Raw genomic sequence first — 18,367 nt, 5'->3', positions numbered from 1 at the left:
CCTTAAAACCGTAAAGTCGCATCGAAAGTGACGGCGAGATTGCTTTCTCGTTTGCCGTCGTAAGGGCGCTTATCCCAGTTCAACATCACGCCGGTATCCACGACGTTGTTCCATTGAACGCGTTGCCCGTAGCCGAGCAGGGTGATGGCGCCAGCAGACTGATTTTTCTGCCAGTATCCTCCGGCTCCGGCGACCAGTTGCTGGCTCCAGAGGGTGTCGTAATAGCGGTACAGCTGATGATCGACGGACAACGCAGCCGTCGCGGACAGATCACGCTCGGGGTTGTAATAGAGCGTATCCCGCTGGCTATTCGCGCTGGCGGAGATGCCCGGTTCAAGATCCAGCGTCAGGGTCGGCGTTTGCCAGAGCCGCTCCTTGCCGGTGAGGGTGTACTCCTGTCGGCGGTTATGGTCGGAAAAATGGCTGATGGCGGCGCTGAGCTGGTACTCACGACGCTCGTTCTGATACCAGCGCATCCAGCCTTCTGCGCGGTCTGCACGGATCCCATTGCGTAACGCCCGCAACGGCGTGGTGCGTGACAGACGTTCAAGGCTGCCGCCAGATTGCCAGCGATCGTTCAGGCTGTACTGACCGGAGAGGCGAGCGCCAGGCGTGTGGGTGCCGTGATAACGGTTGCCGGAGAGCTCCGCTTCAAGCCAGATATCCCGTGACCGCCATTCGACGCCGCCGACCAGATGGCGGCTGGTGCCTTTGCCTTCGTCAAAATTGCCCTCGGCAAAGCGGGTGCCGCCAAACAGTCGCCAGTTATCAGCGACTGGTGGGCCATAGAGCGTGGCGTCCCAGTTCAGATCGTGTGTCCCGCTGACCGGGTTGTCGGAGTGCAATCCCTTGCCTGCGTTCAGACGCAGTTCAGACATATGATGCACATTTCTGAGCCTGTCCAGGCGCTGGACGCTGCGGTCACGTGGCGCACGGGCGAGCACGTCGTCGGTCAGGAGTTCCATTTGTCGCCACTCCTGCAGATCCATCGCGACGTAAGCCTGCTGCTGCTCCAGTTCTGTATTTGACGGCTCCAGTACCTCCGCCATTTTGAGCTTTTGCTCTGCCGCCCGTGGCAGGCCACGGGCCTGAAGCAGGGCGGCATAATCAATCTGTAGGCCCTGGTTGCCGGGTGCCGTGGCAGCCAGACGGTGCGCCACGGCTTCTGCTTGCGGCAGGGCATGGGTTGCCAGCAAATACTGAAACGTGAGCGACTGGCCGATAAGCCATTGATCGTTGGTCTGGGCGGTTGGCGAGCCGTAATCGTAGCGAGCCCAGGGAACGTTGCGGGTTATCTGCGCAAGATAGTGACGGGCGGCCTGATACTGTCCGGTGTCCAGATATGCATAGAAAAGCTGATGTTCTTCATCCTGTGGGTTACGCGCATAGTCAGGATACTTTTGCAGGAGTGCCAGGGCTGCATCGGCGTTTTGCTCCTGAAGATACGCAGAGATCACCCAGCCGATTGCCCAGCCCGGCACCGGATGGTGAGCTGACGTCAGCGCACGATATTCAGCGATCGCCTGCGGGTAATCACCATGCGCATATAGCGCGCCAAGGCGGTCGACGCGGGCGCGAATGATATCTTCCGCCGCCTGCGGGTCGTGTTGCCAGCGGGCAAGCAGGGCATCATAGCGATTCAGTGCGGCTTGCGCGAGACGCAGGCGCTCTTTTTCCGTCCGCCCAGGCGCATCGGCAAGGCGTACCTGTTCGGCTGCGGCGTTAAGTTCAAGCTGGCGCCGTTGTGCGGGCGGCAGAGAAATCCCCTGTGACAGCCGCAGGGCAGGCGTACTGACCCGGTTATCGTTCAGGGCGTCGACGAGCGCGCTGAGCAGTACGTGATTCTCGGGGGCGCTCTTCAGGGCGCGGGTGTCCGCTAATAGACGATCCCAGCTTTTTCCCTGGCGTAAGTACACATAGGCGAGCGTCTCAAGGTTTATCTGGCTGGGGTGGGCTGTTACCCGTTTTTGCGCTTCCAGCAGGGCCAGCCGATCCATGCGGGCATCGGCCAGGGTTTTGATATACCCGATACGGTAGTCGTCGTTCTCCGGTGCAAGGCTACAGGCCTGCTTCCAGAGCGCGAGCGCAGGTTGCCACTGCTTTTGATTTCTCCTGGATTGCGCGGCTGCGGCCACTCCCCGGGCGGGCAGGGGCATATAAACGTGATAACGCAACCACACCTCAATAACCTCATCATCGCGTCCCGCCCAGGAGGCAACCTGCAGCCAGTCTGCCACTTGTTCTGGCGTCAGAGCATGCTGTTGTTGATAACGCTGCAGGTAATGGAGAAACGAAGTGTAATTACCATTACGCGCCTGCTGAATCTGTTGTTCATATACGGATTCGGCAGCCTGAACCAGAATGGGAAACAGTAATAGCAGACACAATAATTTTGGAACGCGGTAAAAGAATAAAGTATTGAAGCGAAGTGATCTTTCCATATCTATTTGCCATTTGTTTATCATAAATCCATTGCGCAACACGGCCGCCTTTATACGTAGCGTTAAAGGCCATAAATGAGAGCGTAAAATGTGAATGCAGTTACGTTATGAGGTACTTACTTAAAGGTAATTATGGATCCTTATCGTTATGGACCGGTGAAAGGTAATGTACACCTGATATGTTGACGGATAAATATGTTGAAAAGCCGGGTTGTTGTTTTGAGATAATTCTGTATCCGGGTGATTTTTATGATTATTTTTAACGGAGTCTATATTTGTAATGCGTTGATATATAATGTATTTATTTTTATTGTGACGTTTTTGTTTATATTTTTAATGCGGCTTTGGTGCATAAATTAAAGTACTTTCTGGTGCATGTTTGGGAAGTTTCGTGACAAAAATTCTTAATATCTTGAGAGGTGACTTTTCTGCGATTGTTTTTTACTTATAATTAATAGCAGACATTGAGTGATAGTCTATGGGAAGTCTTACAAATCAATGTGCGTGTCGAGGGATGATCAAAGCCAGAATACATTTATCGTTCATGTAAAAGCGCTATAAAACGAAGGCGTCTTCTTTCTGAAGGGTCGTTCTTGCTTTAATCTAAAAGGGATGGTTAGTGGCAACTTCAATAGTGTTAGTGACACAGGATCGCTACCTCGTCAGAGGAATGAGGATATTTTTTCCGGATATTATCCTGCTGGACTCGATTGACAGAAAGATATTTGATAACAGTGCAGATGAATATTCTGTGCTGATTGACAGCCGTTCACCGCTCCGTCTGTATGATTATCTGATACGCCATCCGGCCAGAACGAGAAAAACAATCGGCTGCGTCATGCTCGATATGCGGCACCGGGAGGAGAATCAGCTCAGCATGAGGATGTTTATGAATACTGCGCTTCCGGTGGCTGACATGGCGTCGTTGTTTAATCTGGTGCTGAATATGAAAGGCAGGCGCCTGACGACCAAATGGCTGCTTAACTTACGGTTGAGTACCCATGAAGCGATTATGCTGCGGTTGCTCAGGGCGGGCATGTCGATGGAAGAGGTGGCGGACGAACTGAACACCTCGATTAAAAGCCTCTACCGGACGCGAACGGCGCTCTCTGAACGACTGGGGGCGGAGAATTTTAACGAGGCGTGTTTGTTTATCTTTAAAAACAAACTGCTGGATGGAGATGGGAACGATCCCTGATTGGGTCATAGGCCAAAAAAACCGCCACGAAGGCCGGGTCGACGTAGCGCAACCCGGCACTTTAGCGTTGATATCAATCAGAACGACCAGCGCAGATTAGCGTTAACCGAGTTGACGCGGGTATCGGCACCATATTGCCCCTGATAGCCCACATCCAGCGTCGCAGCACGCGACAGTTGTACGCTCACGCCGATATCACCCACCATCACGTCCTCATCCACGGCCTGACCCTGGGTAATGAACGCGTCGCTGCCCGCAAATGCCATGCGCGAAGAGGTATTCTTATCGCCATAGGCGTGCTGCCAGCCCAACGAACCGTAGAGGTTAACGTTCTTCGGCAATCCGGTCACACCACGCACCCCGAGCGTGGAATAGAAGGTGTTCATGGTTTCATTGTGAACGCTCAGCGCGGCGGCACCGCCGTCTTCCCTGAAACTGTCGGTATGCAGTCGAATCCAGGAGAGGTTAACAAAGGGCTCGACATTCATCTCTGGCTGGCCGAAACGGTAGCCCGCTTCGGTGAACGCCAGCAGCGAGTTGGCGTCGTAATCAGACTTCAGCCGATCCGAGAAGCCGCTGAAATCAACATTGCGCTCGCCTTCGATCTTGTGCCAGGTGTAACCCAGTGCGCCGCGAAGGGAGAACGCATCCTGTTGACCCGCTGCATACAGGCCGAGGTGATAGTTGTCGGTATCTGTTGAGGAACGACGGCTGTCGACGTCGTAATCACCGCGGCTGTAGCCGAAGTAACCACCGACACGTACGTTATGATCCGCCAGCTTACGATCTGCCCCCAGCAGGAAACCGGTGGTGTTGCCGTCCAGCTTGCCCACGTTACCGTCGCCGCTGTTTCGGCTCCAGGAGCTGAAGGTCTGGCCCCAGACGCCATTGTTTTGCGGCTCCGGCTGCTGCACCAGCGACATCGCTAACGGTGGTATCGGCAGGCTGTCGTTATCAAACGCGCGCTGCATACGCTGGTTTAACACGTTAAACACCTGCGTGCTGCCGGCTATCAGGTTGGATTGCATTGACGGATAAACTTCTCCGGACAGCTGGTTAAACGCCTCGCGCGCTTCCGGTGCGCTCAGCACCAGTAGCGAGTTATACAGCGCCAGCGACGTGCCGCTTTGCGTGAGCGTGGAGAGCGCGCCGGCGGTATTCCACTGGTTGCTACTCTTTGCCACGGTCTGGAAAATCCCTGGCTTGCCGCTGCCGGGGTTTTCTCCTCCCGGGTTCTCACCACCCGGGTTTTCACCACCCGGGTTTTCACCGCCGGGGTTTTCTCCTCCCGGGTTCTCACCACCCGGGTTTTCACCGCCCGGGTTTTCACCTCCAGGATTCTCGCCGCCGGTCTCTTTCTGCGCGATGGTCAGATCGACGGCGTCGGTGCTCTGCTTAAGCGCCACGTCCAGGAAGGCGGATTTGGAAATCGCTCCGGCGAACTGGCCGTCAATACCCCCGTTCGAGGTTAAAATGCGATAGCTTTGGCCCGTTTTGTAGCTGGTTTGCGGATCCAGCGCGGTGACCTGTACCTTAGCCTGATTGCTGATGGTGGTTTTGCCCGATACCAGCAGTTGGTCACTGCGGCCATCTCCCGCGATATCAACGTCATAGAAGGATTCGCCGATAAAATTCAGATAACGTTTCAGCGTCAGCGTGCCGATATCGCCATCCCCTGGTGAGATATGCCCGCCGGACAGGATCTCAGTCTGGCCCAACGTGCCGTTCCCCCCCAGCGTGCCACCGGCCTTGATTGACGCGGCGCTACTGTAACCTTGTCCGTTGTTAACGTCGGATCCCGCCGTTGCGTTGAGGATCAGCGTACCGCCGTTCTCGGCGCTAAGGGTCTGAATCTCAAAAATATCGTCTTCTGGCTGGGTGTTGATGTTGCTGGCAATAATGACTTTGCCACCGCGCGCGGTCACGTTCGCCTGAAGCGCTGAAAGATCGCCGTTCAGCGTTGTCTGCCCGGAGGTATTTATCACCTCACCTTCGCCGCTCATCTTGTTGCTGAAGATGTAATTTTCGTCGGTATGGTTGAAATAGACATAACTGCCGAATAGCCCGCCACGCAGGCTGATTGCCGTCTTCGCATCGAGGGTACCCGCGCCGCCTGCCGTACCAAGCGTTGGCTCAGTTATACCCGTGCCGGTGTCCATGTTGCCGCGGCTGCCGATGATGAGCGCCCCCCGGTTCGAACCGGAGCCCGATGTCCCTACAATCAGCGCATTGCTGCCTGCGGAAAATGAACCACCGTCAATAACCGACAGCACGCCATTGCCATAATCGCCCACGCTAACGCTGCTGTCGCTGGTAAAGCGCGAGTCTTTGCCCGCAATAACCAGCTCGGCGGTTTTTCCGGCCCCGGAGACGCCCGCCACCTGCACGCCGCCAACGTTAACCGCTCCGCCGTTCAGCACGTCCAGGTCGCCATTAAGCGTCAGCGTACGGCCAACATTCCACTGTGAGCCGCTCCCCGTGACGGTGGCTTTCGGGCTCAGTGTGTCGGTTTCATCTGGCCCGGTACCATTGCCGATGCGCGCATCGTAGGTGGTATTGAGCGCGGCGCCGTCCTCAATCGCCAGCGTGGAGCGTGCGCCCAGATCGGTACCTACGCTAAGGAAATTACTGGTTACGCGAGATCCGGCGCCCGTGGCGATAAGGTGGCTGTCGTAGCCGCGGGTGGTGCCGACAACGATCTCTTTCGCGCTCGCCAGCGCGCCCTCTTCGACTCGCAGGGTGCCGAGGCCAAGATTCAGGTCGCCGCGCAGGACGTACTGATCGTTCACCGCGTTAAGCTCAGCGTTTGGCCCACGGACTGTGACCACGCTTTCATAAATTTGGCCGTCGAACAGCCGACCGATATTGATGTTATAGGCGGTGATTTTGCCATTATCGATCAGCAGGTTTCCGCGTTGATTGCGTCCAACGTAAACGTCTCCGGTGTAACCCAGCGTTTCGGTAATACGTGAGTCGCCATCAAAAATGGCATCGGCTGCACGCGCGAAATCGGCAGGTGAAAGCAGTAACAGCGGCGCGGAAAATAGAGCGAGGTAAAGCCTGGAAAGCGGCGTCTTTACCGCTAAAGAATGCGATGTAGAGTTATTCACAGGGTATCTCCGTACTCATTAGCGTGATGTCTGGAAAATCGGTTTTATATGAAAAATGCGATACGACAGAAAAAGTAAAAGGCGTAATATGTGTACGCCTTTTGATGTGAAGTTAATTATTTATGGGTGACCACAGGTGTACAGATTGGCGCGCTCAGCGTCGGGGCGGATCCTAAAATCCCTGGCATCATCATCGATGAGCAATCGAAAATACGCCCTTTTTCCGTCGTAGCGCGATAAGACAGCTTTTGCCCTCCCAGTGCATCCGGTTGGGCGCCATTAACATTGGTTACGGTTATTTCATCCGATGAGCCCAGCCCCAGCATTTTAGCGGTTTCCGCCTGCAGAAGTGGAATGGCCTGATCGGTTTTTAGCGTGGAACAACCGGCTAGCATCAACGTAACGGTTAAAAAGAGTAGTGGTTTTTTCATAAATTATCCTTTATATCCAATCAGTTAATTTCGCTGATTGTATTTATGTTTTCTATTACTCAAATCTGCGAATAATATATTTCCCTTTCCTAATCGAAAAAACCCTCCTAAAGTAGGGTGGGTAGATAATAATTCATCCGTACTCTCTAATATGCGAAGGTAAAAGGAGGATCCTTTGGGGCAGAATTATGCGTTGGTCGTTGATGACCATCCATTGGTAGCAAGCGGTATCGCCAATTTTCTGATTACACATTGCCGATTTAAGCAGGCGAGTGTGGTGACGAATGAGGATGATTGCTACCGTCAAATTAGGGATAATGGCCCGCCACGTTTGCTGGTAATCGATTTTTGGCTCTCGTCCGGTACCGCGTTGAAATTACTCAAAGAAGTAAAACAACTTTACCCACAGGTAAGGCTCCTGGTGGTTAGTGGGGATGACAATAACGATATCTGGCAGAAAGTTCACGCCGCCGGGGGGCACGGTTTCGTATTGAAAAGCGAGCCACCTGAAATGTTTTCACGGGCCGTTTTTGCCCTCACTGATAATCTCACCTGGTTTCCTGAGGGAAACGAATTTTCCGTTGAGTCGAATAATGAGAAGTTAAGTAAATTTAACTTAACGCCGCGACAAATAGACGTGTTAAATATGATTATGCGTGGCCTGCCAAATAAAAGAATTGCCGCGCAACTTTCTATTTCTGAGCCTACAGTCAAAGAGCACATCAGCAATATATTGAAAAAGATAGGCGTTAACAGTCGGGTCGAAGCCATCACGCTTCTGCATGGCAAACGGGAACCGTCGGAATGAGATTTTTACAGAGCTTACAGAACGCTGGCATCTCTCCTCCCGCGCAGATCCGTTTGCTAAATAATACCTTTTTGCGGCTGGTGTTCAGTTTCAGCGCTGTCCCTTTCGTCGGTATTCCTTTCGCCATCTGGATTAATTTGCTGGGCGATGAACTCGGCCCAACCATTACCTGGATAATTATTTACCTGCTATGTGCCGTGGCGATCCGAATATTGCACCGATGCTACCAGCGCGAAGCGAAAGAGCATGATGAAGCAGACGTCCTGCGCCGCTGGCTGCCGCGTATAAATAAGATCGCTTTTATTCACGGGCTGGGGATTTCATCTCTCTATTTAATTACGCCGCAGACGCAGAACTTTGACTTTTTCCTGCTCCTCAATATCAGTATTGCCGCCATCGTTGCCGCCAATGCGACGCATCTGACGCCGGTCATCAGCACCTTTACATGCTTTTTCTTCGCCTCCTGGGGTGTACTGAATCTTGGCATTATCTGGCGGCTGGACGATCTGATGTTCATTGTGCTGATGTTGAACCTGCTGTACGGCTTCGCCATTTACCGCCATGCATTAACATCGCACGCGTTCTTTATTCAGCAGGCGCTGCTTGAGGAAAAAAGCTCACGCCTGGCAGAACAGTTTCGCCAGGCCAAAGAGGAAGCTGAGCAGGCGCTGCTGGATAAAAATCAGTTCCTGACGACCGCCAGCCACGACCTGCGCCAACCGGTACACGCCATGGGGTTTCTGATCGAAGCGATTATCCACCGAAACCGGGACGACAGCCTCACGCCCCAGCTTCTTGATTTGCAGCAGAGCGTCCGCTCGGTGCATTTGATGTTCAATTCCCTCCTTGACCTCAGCAAGATTGAATCCGGGAATGTGCTTACTGCCCCTGCCAGAGTGGACATCGGCGCGCTGCTCGACTCGGTGATCACGCTGTTTCGCGAAGAGGCCAACAGCCGTGCACTCAGGCTGCGCACCTGGCGGCCTAAACGCCGCATCTACGTGATGGGCGATCCGCTGCTGGTGCGACAATCGCTCATTAACCTTATTCAAAATGCCCTCCGCTACACGCTACAGGGCGGCGTGCTGGTCGCCATCCGACCACGTGGTGACAGGTGTATGGTGGAGGTGTGGGACACTGGTGTCGGTATTGCCGATGACGAGAAAGGTAAAATCTTCTCACCTTACTATCGCCCCGAACTGGCCTGGAAGATCGACAGTGCAGGACACGGGCTGGGTCTGGCCGTCGTTGCCCGCTGTGCCAAGCTGATGAAGGTGAAGTACGGGATGCAATCCTTTGAAGGTAAAGGTTCACGCTTCTGGATGTGCTTTACCCAATATGCTGGCGAAGAGATCGCGCCGGAGATGCCACCCGCCTATGACAACATCGCCACGCCGGTACGCTATGCGCCGCTGCACGGTTCCTGTCTGGTGGTTGATGACGACCCGCTGGTGACGTCTGCCTGGGAGAGCCTGATGAGCATCTGGGGAATCAACGTGCGCTGTGCGGCCTCCGCTGAAGAAGCGTTCGCTATCATCGACGATGGCTTCACGCCGTTCGCCGTGCTGTGCGACCAGCGTCTGCGATCCGGCGAAAGCGGCTTCGACATCCTGAAAGCGCTATTTGAACGTCTGCCGGACATGAGTGGCGCGATGGTCAGCGGCGAATTTAATTCGCCGGTTCTGCTGGAGGCGGAGCAGGAAGGGTACATGGTGCTACGTAAGCCTCTGGAGCCGGCTAAACTGCATGCGTTGCTGACACAGTGGTCGGGGAGTCGTGGATAGAAGGGAGTGTAGAAGTATTGATTTTTTGCGGGTTCCAAATTACTTAACGATTTGATTTATTTCGAAAATTCTTTTGTTATTTATTGTGAAGTCCCAGAGAGTGAGTCTTATTTCATTTTATAAAACATAAAGGTGAATATTAATAATAGAAATCCTTTCGGTTCGATTCCTTTAGAATCGTTGTAATGACATCTGCGTTACGCGTGTTGTATACTTAATACCCAATGAAACACAGGAGGACAACACCATGCCAGCTGCAAACACTATGGCGATGAAACGCGAAACCCTGAACCTGCGTATCAGGCCTGCCGAGCGAGATCTTATCGATCGGGCGGCGAAAGCGAGAGGGAAAAACCGCACTGACTTTGTGCTGGAAGCAGCCCGCGCTGCTGCGGAAGAGGCACTGATCGAACAACGCATCATTATGGCCGATCCAGAGGCTTATCAGGAATTTCTGGCTCGTCTGGATCAGGCTCCAGCACCTAATGCCACACTGCGTAAAACTATGCAGACCCCTGCGCCGTGGGAGCGGGAAAAATGATCTCTGCCCCAGAACCCCTTCACGCCGGTCATATTCTTACTCCATTTTGCTGTGGTGTGGATTCGATGGATAACTGGCTGAAGCAGCGGGCGATGAAAAATCAGGTCAGTGGTGCATCCCGTACCTTTGTCTGTTGTGGCAACGATTCTAACGTTCTGGCTTATTACTCGCTGGCATCCAGTGCGGTCATGACGAATACCGCACCCGGTCGCTTTCGTCGCAATATGCCCGATCCCATCCCGGTTGTTGTGCTGGGACGCCTGGCGGTAGATCAGTCTCTGCATGGGCAGGGCGTTGGTCGGGCACTGGTACGCGACGCTGGGCTGCGGGTGATCCAGGTGGCGGAGACCATCGGCATTCGCGGAATGCTGGTTCATGCGCTGTCGGATGAAGCGCGGGAATTTTATCTGCGGGTGGGGTTTGAGCCATCGCCAATGGATCCGATGATATTGATGGTGACGTTGGGGGATTTGATGGCGAGTATTTAGCAGATATACAGAACTCTTTAGTATTGAATAAAGAGCGCTATGGCTACTATCCCAACCTCGATTCGCCCTTTATTTACCGTTCCCTTCAATCACGAAACCGACTTCACGGAACTCGCGGATAACTGCGAGCGTTTTAGGGAAGCGCCATGATCCTGTGCCGAAACGTTAAAAGCACCGCGTTGGCTAAGAACATAAAGAAGGAAGCATTGAGCTGTTAGACTGGCTCAAAAGCAAAAACCCGCCTTTTGGGCGGGTTCTTTAAATAGTGGTGCCCGGACTCGGAATCGAACCAAGGACACGGGGATTTTCAATCCCCTGCTCTACCGACTGAGCTATCCGGGCAACGGGGCGCATTAAACCCGATTCACTCTCCGCCGTCAACGAAAAATGTTGTTTTCGTTACAGGATGCACAATCTCTCACCAGTTCGTCGCAATCTTAAGCGAAAAAGTGGGTCCACAGCGCGGAAAGCGGCATGGCGAGCAGCAGGGCGGGCAGCATATTCACCACCGCGAACATCTTGATCCCGCAGATGCGCAGCCCTGTTGCCAGCAGGAGTAGACCGCCAACGGCGGTAAAATCCGCCATCATCGCGGGCGTGGTCAGCGGAAGGATCAGGGTGGCGCAGGTGGCAAGCGCCAGCTGAATCAGCAGCATTGGCACACAAATCGCGGCCACCGCGATACCGAGCGTGGTGGCAAAAATCGTAGCGGTGAAGAAATCGAGAAACGCCTTCGCGATTAAAATGCTGGGGTCACCGGTCATCCCTTCCTGCATCGAACCGAAAATCCCGGTGCCGCTGGCGCAAAAGAGAATAATGATGGCAACGTAGTTTTGAATAAACGTCTCATGGGTGCCGTGTTTGGCTTTGCCCGGACGGGCTATCAGGTTTTTCGCTTTGCTGACCGCGTTATTAATCCCCTTTTCCAGATAACAAAACTCACCAATCAGCGCCCCGAGCAGAGTGGCCAACACCATAACCGGCAGGTTGGCGCATTTGATCACCAGCAGAATGCCAATCCCGAGGGAGGCCAGGCCAAAAATGGAGGGCATAGAGACGCGAATACGCTCCGGTAATCGCTGACTTAACACTGCACCGAGTACGCCGCCCAGCAATACGGCACTCGCGTTGATAAATGGCCCGATAACCACGGAAAACTCCTGTTACTTAATCATAGGTATTGCATGATTATGACACGCCAGCGCTTTTTTACGCTTAGCTTTGGATGGTGAAGTGCATACTGATTCCTTCTTGCACCTCAAAATAAAAGGTGACATTATTGCGCGAATTTTCTCCTCCCTGTCTCACCATTCGGTGAGGGTATATAGCGCCTATGAAAACCATGAAAATCGCCGTCAGCCGTGAGCTGGTTTCCACTGTGTCCACGCATCGCGAAAAGGTGACGCTGGATAACACTGATTTTACCGATGTGGCGGCAGTCGTCATTACGCTCGCGGAGAGTCGCAGTGGCATTCTTGCGTTGCTGAAACGCACGGGCTTTCATTTACCGGTCTATTTATTCTCGCAAGAGCCGACGGACGTGCCCGATGGCGCCACGGCTGTCATCTCGGGTAAAGCGCAGGAGTTCCTGGAACTGGAATCTGCCGCCAGTCGTTACGAAGAGAACCTGTTACCGCCGTTTTTCGACACCCTGAGCCAGTATGTTGCAATGGGCAACAGCACTTTTGCTTGTCCGGGCCACCAGCACGGGGCGTTTTTCAAAAAACACCCGGCGGGACGACAGTTCTATGACTTCTTTGGTGAGAACGTTTTTCGCGCCGATATGTGCAATGCCGACGTGAAGCTCGGCGATCTGCTGATCCACGAAGGTTCCGCCAAGCATGCGCAAAAGTTCGCCGCGAAAGTGTTCAACGCGGATAAAACCTACTTCGTGCTGAACGGTACGTCGGCGGCCAACAAGGTGGTGACCAACGCGCTGCTGACCCGTGGCGATCTGGTGCTGTTTGATCGCAATAACCACAAATCTAACCATCACGGGGCGCTGATTCAGGCGGGCGCGACGCCGGTGTATCTGGAAGCGGCGCGTAACCCGTTTGGCTTTATCGGTGGGATTGACGAACACTGCTTTGACGACGCGTACCTGCGCAATCTGATCCGCGACGTTGCGCCGGAGAAGGCAGACGAGCCCCGCCCGTTCCGCCTGGCAGTGATCCAGCTTGGTACTTACGATGGCACGATCTACAACGCCCGTCAGGTGATCGACAAGATCGGCCATCTGTGCGATTACATCCTCTTTGACTCTGCGTGGGTGGGCTACGAGCAATTTATTCCGATGATGGCGGAAACCTCCCCGCTGTTGCTGGAGCTGAACGAGAACGATCCGGGCATTTTCGTGACCCAGTCGGTGCATAAACAGCAGGCCGGGTTCTCGCAAACCTCGCAGATCCATAAAAAGGATAACCACATCCGGGGTCAGGCGCGTTTCTGTCCGCACAAACGCCTGAACAACGCATTTATGCTGCACGCCTCCACCAGCCCGTTTTATCCCCTGTTTGCGGCGCTGGATGTGAACGCAAAAATTCACGAAGGGGAGAGCGGACGCAGGCTGTGGGCGGAGTGCGTCGAGCTGGGGATTGAAGCGCGTAAGGCGATCATTGCAAATTGCCGTATGATCAAACCGTTTATTCCGCCAGTGGTGGCAGGCCGTCCGTGGCAGGATCATCCAACTCAGGCCATCGCCAGCGAACGTCGCTTCTTCAGCTTTGAGCCGGGGGCCAAATGGCACGGATTTGAGGGCTATGCCCGCGATCAGTACTTTGTCGATCCGTGCAAGCTACTGCTGACCACGCCGGGCATCGATGCTGAAACCGGGGAATATACTGATTTTGGTATTCCGGCGACCATCCTTGCGCACTATCTGCGGGAAAATGGCATCGTGCCGGAGAAGTGCGATCTGAACTCGATCCTCTTCCTGCTGACGCCTGCCGAAAGCAGCGAGAAGCTGGCGCAGCTGGTGGCGATGCTTGGCCAGTTTGAACAGCATATTGAAGACGATACGCCGCTGGCGGACGTGTTGCCGACCATCTATCAGAAATACCCGGTACGCTACCGGGATTACACACTCCGCCAGCTGTGTCAGGAGATGCACGATCTCTACGTCAGTTTTGATGTGAAAGATCTGCAGAAAGCGATGTTCCGCAAGGAGAGCCTGCCCGCGGTGGTGATGAACCCGCAGGATGCCAATCAGGCGTACATTCGCGGGAACGTGGAGCTGGTGCGCATCCGTGATGCGCAAGGGCGCATTGCTGCCGAAGGCGCGCTGCCGTATCCGCCTGGTGTACTGTGCGTGGTGCCGGGAGAAGTCTGGGGCGGGGCGGTGCAGCGCTACTTCCTTGCGCTGGAAGAGGGGATTAACCTGCTGCCGGGCTTCTCGCCGGAGCTGCAGGGCGTATACAGCGAAAAGGATGCCGACGGGATTAAGCGGCTTTATGGGTATGTATTGAGATAGTGCGGGCTGTTGCCCTCACCCTAACCCTCTCCCACAGGGAGAGGGAACTTTTCTTCAAACCGCACTACGTTTATACATCCTCCGCGGATGCCCAATCTTGCCGTACAGCATCTCCACCGTCAGAAAACCTGCCTCCACGCAATGCTCCAGATAGCGCCGGGTGGTGGTTTTACTCAGACCCGTTTCACTCACCACCTCATCCACCGTAAAACAGTGCGTCGCCTTGTCGTTAAACAGCGCCTGCACCCGCGCCAGCGTATTTTCCTCAATGCCTTTGCTGCCGTTGTCCTGGCGGTAGTTTTTCGCCTGTAGCTGATATAAAGAATCGACGTTCTGCTGGTCAACAATCTTCCAGACCCGCTGTTGCTCAGCAAACTGCACAAAACGCTCCAGCGACTGGCTGAGCCGCTTCCAGGAAACCGGCTTCAGGATGTAATCAAACGCCCCGTTACGAATGGCCTGGCTGCAGGTGTCCATATCGCTGGCGGCGGTGATGAAAATCACCGAACAGTTGGCGCGGGCGAGCATCGGGTTACTGATAAGGGTGATGCCTTTCCCGTCCGGCAGGTAGTTATCCAGCAACATCAGCTGCGGCTGTTTACTTTCAAGCTCAACCTGCGCTTGCGCCAGCGACGAGGCAATCCCCACCAGTCTAAGACGCGGATGTTTGCCGATCAGCTCTGCGTGCAGTTGCGCCAGTTCGTTCTCGTCTTCAACTATCAGTACGTCGATAAGTTCATGTTGCATAATCGGTATCTTCCTGTTCCTGTGCGGGATGCCGGGCGGTTCCCGTGGCGGGGATAAACAGTGAGAAAATCGCCCCCCGCGGCGTGTTATCGGCAACCTCAATTGCACCGCCAGCCTGTGTGACATAGCTTTCGATCAGATACAAACCAATGCCGTGATCGCCGCGTGTTTTGGTGGTGATGCCGCGCTCAAATATCCTGTCACGGATCTCCGGTTCAATGCCAACGCCCTGATCGGCCACTTCGATGATGAGTTCTTGTTCGCTCAGTTTTATCAGCACTTCCACAGGAGCATGCGGAAGCGGCGAGCGCTGGGTCGCTTCAATGGCGTTATCCAGCAGGTTGCCAATGATAGAAATCAGCGCCTCCTCAGGCAGCGCGAGGAACGGTCTGTCCAGACGACAGATCGGGTCGAAGTTCAGCTCGACGCCTTTCTCCCGCGCCCGCGCGGCTTTCCCCAGCAGCAGGCCGCACAGTGTCGGGGAGCTGAAGCGCGAAGAGATAAAGTCCAGCAGCTCCTGAGCGTGTTCCGACTGCGCCTGAATGTAGCCAATCGCCTCCTCGTAGCGGCCCATATGCAACAGGCCGGAGAGAGTGGTCATCCGGTTTAGCTGCTCGTGACGCATAATGCGCAGGTTATCAACATAGCGTTTAACCTGGCTGAGCTGGGCGCTGAGCGAGTCGATCTCGTTGCGATCGCGGAAGGTGATCACCCAGCCCTGCAGAGAGTTCTCAAGCATGATGCGCACCCGGCTGGCGATCACCGTGAGATCGTTAAAGCGGCAAATCTCGTCATGGGTATCTTTGGCGAGCATCGTTTGTGTTTCGAAGAACGGAACAGGATCGATTACCTCGCTTATCAGCTGCCCGCGCAGTTCCCGGGCCGGCTGGCTCAGGCCCAGCAGTTTGCGTGCCGCCTGGTTAATCACTTCTATTCGCCGTTCATCGTCAATGGCGATCACCCCTTCATAAATGGACTCCATCATCGCCTTCTGCTGGCGCACCAGCAGACCAATCTCTCGCGGCTCCAGGGAGAAAATCTGCTTCTTGATACTGCGGGTAAAGAACCAGGAGAAGATAAAAAGGGCAAGCAGTAACAGTACGGCGGCGATCAGGATGTTAACCACTTTACTGACGGTGATGGTTTCAAGATAGCTGGTGAGATAGCCTACCGAGACAATTCCCACTACCTGACCGGTATCGTTAAAAATGGGCGCTTTGCTGCGCAGCGAAATGCCTAATCCTCCCTTGCGGATAGTGGTGGTGCTTTTACCGCGCAGCACCTCTTCGTTGTCTCCGCCGACCAGCGTATGGCCCACTCTGTCCGCAAAAACGGAATGAAACAGATGCAGCCCTTTGTTATCGCCAATCACAATAAAACTGGCATCACTGTGGGTGGCTATTTTCTGCATAAAATCGTGAATGGCGTTGATATCTTTTTGTTCGACCTCTTTTCGTAATGACGGAATAAGGGCGATCTCTTCCGCCTGTATTTTTGCGCGTGCGCTCATTTCCTGATAAAGCTGTCGGCTAACGTCGACATAATAATATCCGCCCAGCAAAGCAAAAAGCACTGAGAAAAAGACAACCAGCGAAACAAACAGCTTAATCTGAAACGATACTTTCATAACAATCACGCGTGGTATCAACGAAGTTTGTCAATATATCATCTTTTTTCGCGTGGATACCCGCTTTGCCGAAAACTTGTGATCCCTTGCACAGCAAGGCCTGCAAAAGAATTATCTGAAAGGGTTTTCCCTTAAACACCACCGTGTAAATGTTATTTGTTTGTTCGGTTTAGAAAAGAAACCATAAAAACCACGGCAATAAATAAGGGGCAAATCACATTAAATAAAAGAAACCATTAAAACCATAGTCGCCATTAAAACTTCGCTTTTAATATGCCATTCCTCACATAAAGTAAGCCTTTGTGACTCTAAGCTGAACGCACAAAATAACTAAGGGGCTTATTATGAGCACAACTGACGATTCTTTCTCTGTTACCCACGACCCGATTGATATTCAGCGGCCATCGCTCAAAGAGCGCTGGTGGCATATTATGGATACCTGGAAAATCGGGATTATTCCTCTGCCGCTGTTTGTCCTGGCGGGCGCGCTGATTGCCATTGATTGTCTGGGCGGAAAACTGCCAAGCGATATCGTGGTGATGGTGGCGACGCTGGCGTTCTTCGGTTTTGCCTGCGGTGAGTTCGGCAAACGCCTGCCGATTGTCGGCAAGCTCGGCGCGGCGGCGATTTGCGCCACCTTTATCCCCTCCGCGCTGGTCTATTACGGCCTTTTGCCGGATGTGGTAGTGGAATCCACCACTAAGTTCTATAAATCCACCAACATTCTTTATCTCTACATCTGCTGCATTATTGTCGGCAGCATCATGAGCATGAACCGCACCGTGCTGATTCAGGGCTTCCTGCGCATCTTCTTCCCGATGCTGTGCGGCGAGATCGTCGGCATGCTGGTGGGGATGGGCGTGGGTCTGGCGCTGGGTCTTGAGCCGTTCCAGATCTTCTTCTTTATCATTCTGCCGATTATGGCAGGCGGCGTGGGCGAAGGGGCTATCCCGCTCTCCATCGGCTACGCCACCCTGCTGCACATGGATCAGGGCGTGGCGCTCGGTCGCGTGCTGCCGATGGTCATGCTCGGCGGGCTGACCGCTATCATCATCTCCGGCTGTCTGAACCAGCTGGGCAAGCGTTATCCACACCTGACCGGTGAAGGTCAGCTGATGCCGAACCGCGCGAATGCCGATGCCACCGTTTCTCAACCGGCGTTCTCTGGCAAAGCGGACGTCACCACCATCGCCTCCGGTGCGTTGCTGGCGGTGCTGCTCTACATGCTGGGCATGCTCGGCCACAAGCTGATTGGTCTGCCTGCGCCGGTTGGCATGCTGTTTATGGCGGTGCTGGTGAAGCTCTGCAACGGTGCCTCTCCGCGTCTGCTGGAAGGCTCTCAGGTGGTGTACAAATTCTTCCAGACCTCGGTGACCTATCCCATCCTCTTCGCGGTCGGTGTGGCGATCACCCCATGGCATGAACTGGTCGCGGCCTTCACGCTGACTAACCTGCTGGTGATTATCAGTACCGTCTCTTCACTGGTGGCGACCGGCTTCTTCGTCGGCAAAAAGATTGGTATGCACCCGATTGATGTCGCCATCGTCTCCTGCTGCCAGAGTGGCCAGGGCGGTACCGGTGACGTGGCGATCCTGACCGCAGGCAACCGTATGAGCCTGATGCCCTTCGCCCAGATTGCTACCCGTATCGGCGGCGCGATTAACGTCTCTATCTCACTGCTGATTCTGGGCAACTTCCTCGTTTAAGTTTTCAGGAAAGAACA

13 protein-coding genes and 1 tRNA gene are annotated in these 18,367 nt (G+C 54.1%); 7 read left to right on the top strand and 7 right to left on the bottom strand.

The window, feature by feature from the left end:
* Positions 1-2: 2 nt before the first annotated feature.
* Positions 3-2,441 (bottom strand): poly-beta-1,6 N-acetyl-D-glucosamine export porin PgaA, encoded by a 2,439-nt coding sequence (gene pgaA / locus ACQG19_RS20600; protein ID WP_246932795.1) that lies wholly within the window; start codon positions 2,439-2,441, stop codon positions 3-5.
* 670 nt (positions 2,442-3,111) lie between these two features.
* Here pgaA and ACQG19_RS20595 point away from each other — a divergent pair.
* Positions 3,112-3,639, top strand: a complete 528-nt coding sequence (locus tag ACQG19_RS20595) for a LuxR C-terminal-related transcriptional regulator (protein ID WP_013098695.1) — start codon at positions 3,112-3,114, stop codon at positions 3,637-3,639.
* Between the two features lie 77 nt (positions 3,640-3,716).
* Here ACQG19_RS20595 and ACQG19_RS20590 read toward each other — a convergent pair whose 3' ends face one another.
* Complete coding sequence (locus tag ACQG19_RS20590) at positions 3,717-6,749, bottom strand: autotransporter outer membrane beta-barrel domain-containing protein (RefSeq protein ID WP_246932797.1); 3,033 nt, start codon at positions 6,747-6,749, stop codon at positions 3,717-3,719.
* 116 nt (positions 6,750-6,865) lie between these two features.
* Positions 6,866-7,180 carry a lipoprotein gene (locus ACQG19_RS20585; protein WP_246932799.1) on the bottom strand — a complete coding sequence of 105 codons (315 nt, stop codon included), beginning with the start codon at positions 7,178-7,180 and terminating at the stop codon, positions 6,866-6,868.
* Between the two features lie 175 nt (positions 7,181-7,355).
* Here ACQG19_RS20585 and ACQG19_RS20580 point away from each other — a divergent pair, with 175 nt between their 5' ends.
* The 4 genes from ACQG19_RS20580 to ACQG19_RS20565 all read left to right on the top strand — a co-directional run bounded on the left by ACQG19_RS20580 (position 7,356) and on the right by ACQG19_RS20565 (position 10,801).
* Positions 7,356-7,988, top strand: a complete 633-nt coding sequence (locus ACQG19_RS20580) for a response regulator transcription factor (RefSeq protein WP_013098693.1) — start codon at positions 7,356-7,358, stop codon at positions 7,986-7,988.
* Positions 7,985-9,772 (top strand): hybrid sensor histidine kinase/response regulator, encoded by a 1,788-nt coding sequence (locus tag ACQG19_RS20575; protein ID WP_161657702.1) that lies wholly within the window; start codon positions 7,985-7,987, stop codon positions 9,770-9,772. Before ACQG19_RS20580 ends, ACQG19_RS20575 begins: the two co-directional genes overlap by 4 nt.
* Before the next feature lie 247 nt (positions 9,773-10,019).
* Entirely contained in the window at positions 10,020-10,313 is a 294-nt protein-coding gene (locus ACQG19_RS20570; RefSeq protein ID WP_029882966.1) for a DUF1778 domain-containing protein, read from the top strand.
* A complete protein-coding gene (locus tag ACQG19_RS20565) occupies positions 10,310-10,801 on the top strand; it encodes a GNAT family N-acetyltransferase (RefSeq protein WP_029882967.1) in 492 nt (163 codons plus the stop codon). The genes ACQG19_RS20570 and ACQG19_RS20565 overlap by 4 nt, the downstream gene beginning before the upstream one ends.
* A gap of 266 nt (positions 10,802-11,067) precedes the next feature.
* Here ACQG19_RS20565 and ACQG19_RS20560 read toward each other — a convergent pair.
* Together ACQG19_RS20560 and ACQG19_RS20555 are read right to left on the bottom strand one after the other, a co-directional pair.
* Positions 11,068-11,143: transfer RNA gene (locus ACQG19_RS20560), tRNA-Phe, on the bottom strand.
* Between the two features lie 95 nt (positions 11,144-11,238).
* The gene (locus ACQG19_RS20555; RefSeq protein ID WP_013098689.1) at positions 11,239-11,952 is read right to left on the bottom strand and encodes a DUF554 domain-containing protein; all 714 of its coding nucleotides are present in this window, start codon (positions 11,950-11,952) and stop codon (positions 11,239-11,241) included.
* A gap of 182 nt (positions 11,953-12,134) precedes the next feature.
* On the opposite strand from ACQG19_RS20555, the gene ACQG19_RS20550 reads away from it, so the two are divergent.
* Positions 12,135-14,270: an ornithine decarboxylase gene (locus ACQG19_RS20550; protein WP_102751599.1), complete on the top strand. Its 2,136-nt coding sequence runs from the start codon at positions 12,135-12,137 to the stop codon at positions 14,268-14,270.
* A gap of 54 nt (positions 14,271-14,324) precedes the next feature.
* On the opposite strand, the gene ACQG19_RS20545 is transcribed toward ACQG19_RS20550, so the two are convergent.
* Both ACQG19_RS20545 and ACQG19_RS20540 read right to left on the bottom strand, forming a co-directional pair.
* Positions 14,325-15,017, bottom strand: a complete 693-nt coding sequence (locus ACQG19_RS20545; RefSeq protein ID WP_014833240.1) for a response regulator — start codon at positions 15,015-15,017, stop codon at positions 14,325-14,327.
* Positions 15,007-16,644 (bottom strand): ATP-binding protein, encoded by a 1,638-nt coding sequence (locus tag ACQG19_RS20540; protein WP_222168911.1) that lies wholly within the window; start codon positions 16,642-16,644, stop codon positions 15,007-15,009. Before ACQG19_RS20540 ends, ACQG19_RS20545 begins: the two co-directional genes overlap by 11 nt.
* Positions 16,645-16,988: 344 nt before the next feature.
* On the opposite strand from ACQG19_RS20540, the gene ACQG19_RS20535 reads away from it, so the two are divergent.
* Positions 16,989-18,350 (top strand): 2-hydroxycarboxylate transporter family protein, encoded by a 1,362-nt coding sequence (locus ACQG19_RS20535; RefSeq protein WP_013098685.1) that lies wholly within the window; start codon positions 16,989-16,991, stop codon positions 18,348-18,350.
* Positions 18,351-18,367: the final 17 nt, after the last annotated feature.

It is taken from the genome of Enterobacter cloacae complex sp. 277I4, assembly GCF_050031465.1.
GTDB lineage: Bacteria > Pseudomonadota > Gammaproteobacteria > Enterobacterales > Enterobacteriaceae > Enterobacter > Enterobacter cloacae.
This window is presented reverse-complemented; position numbering and strand designations above follow the sequence as displayed.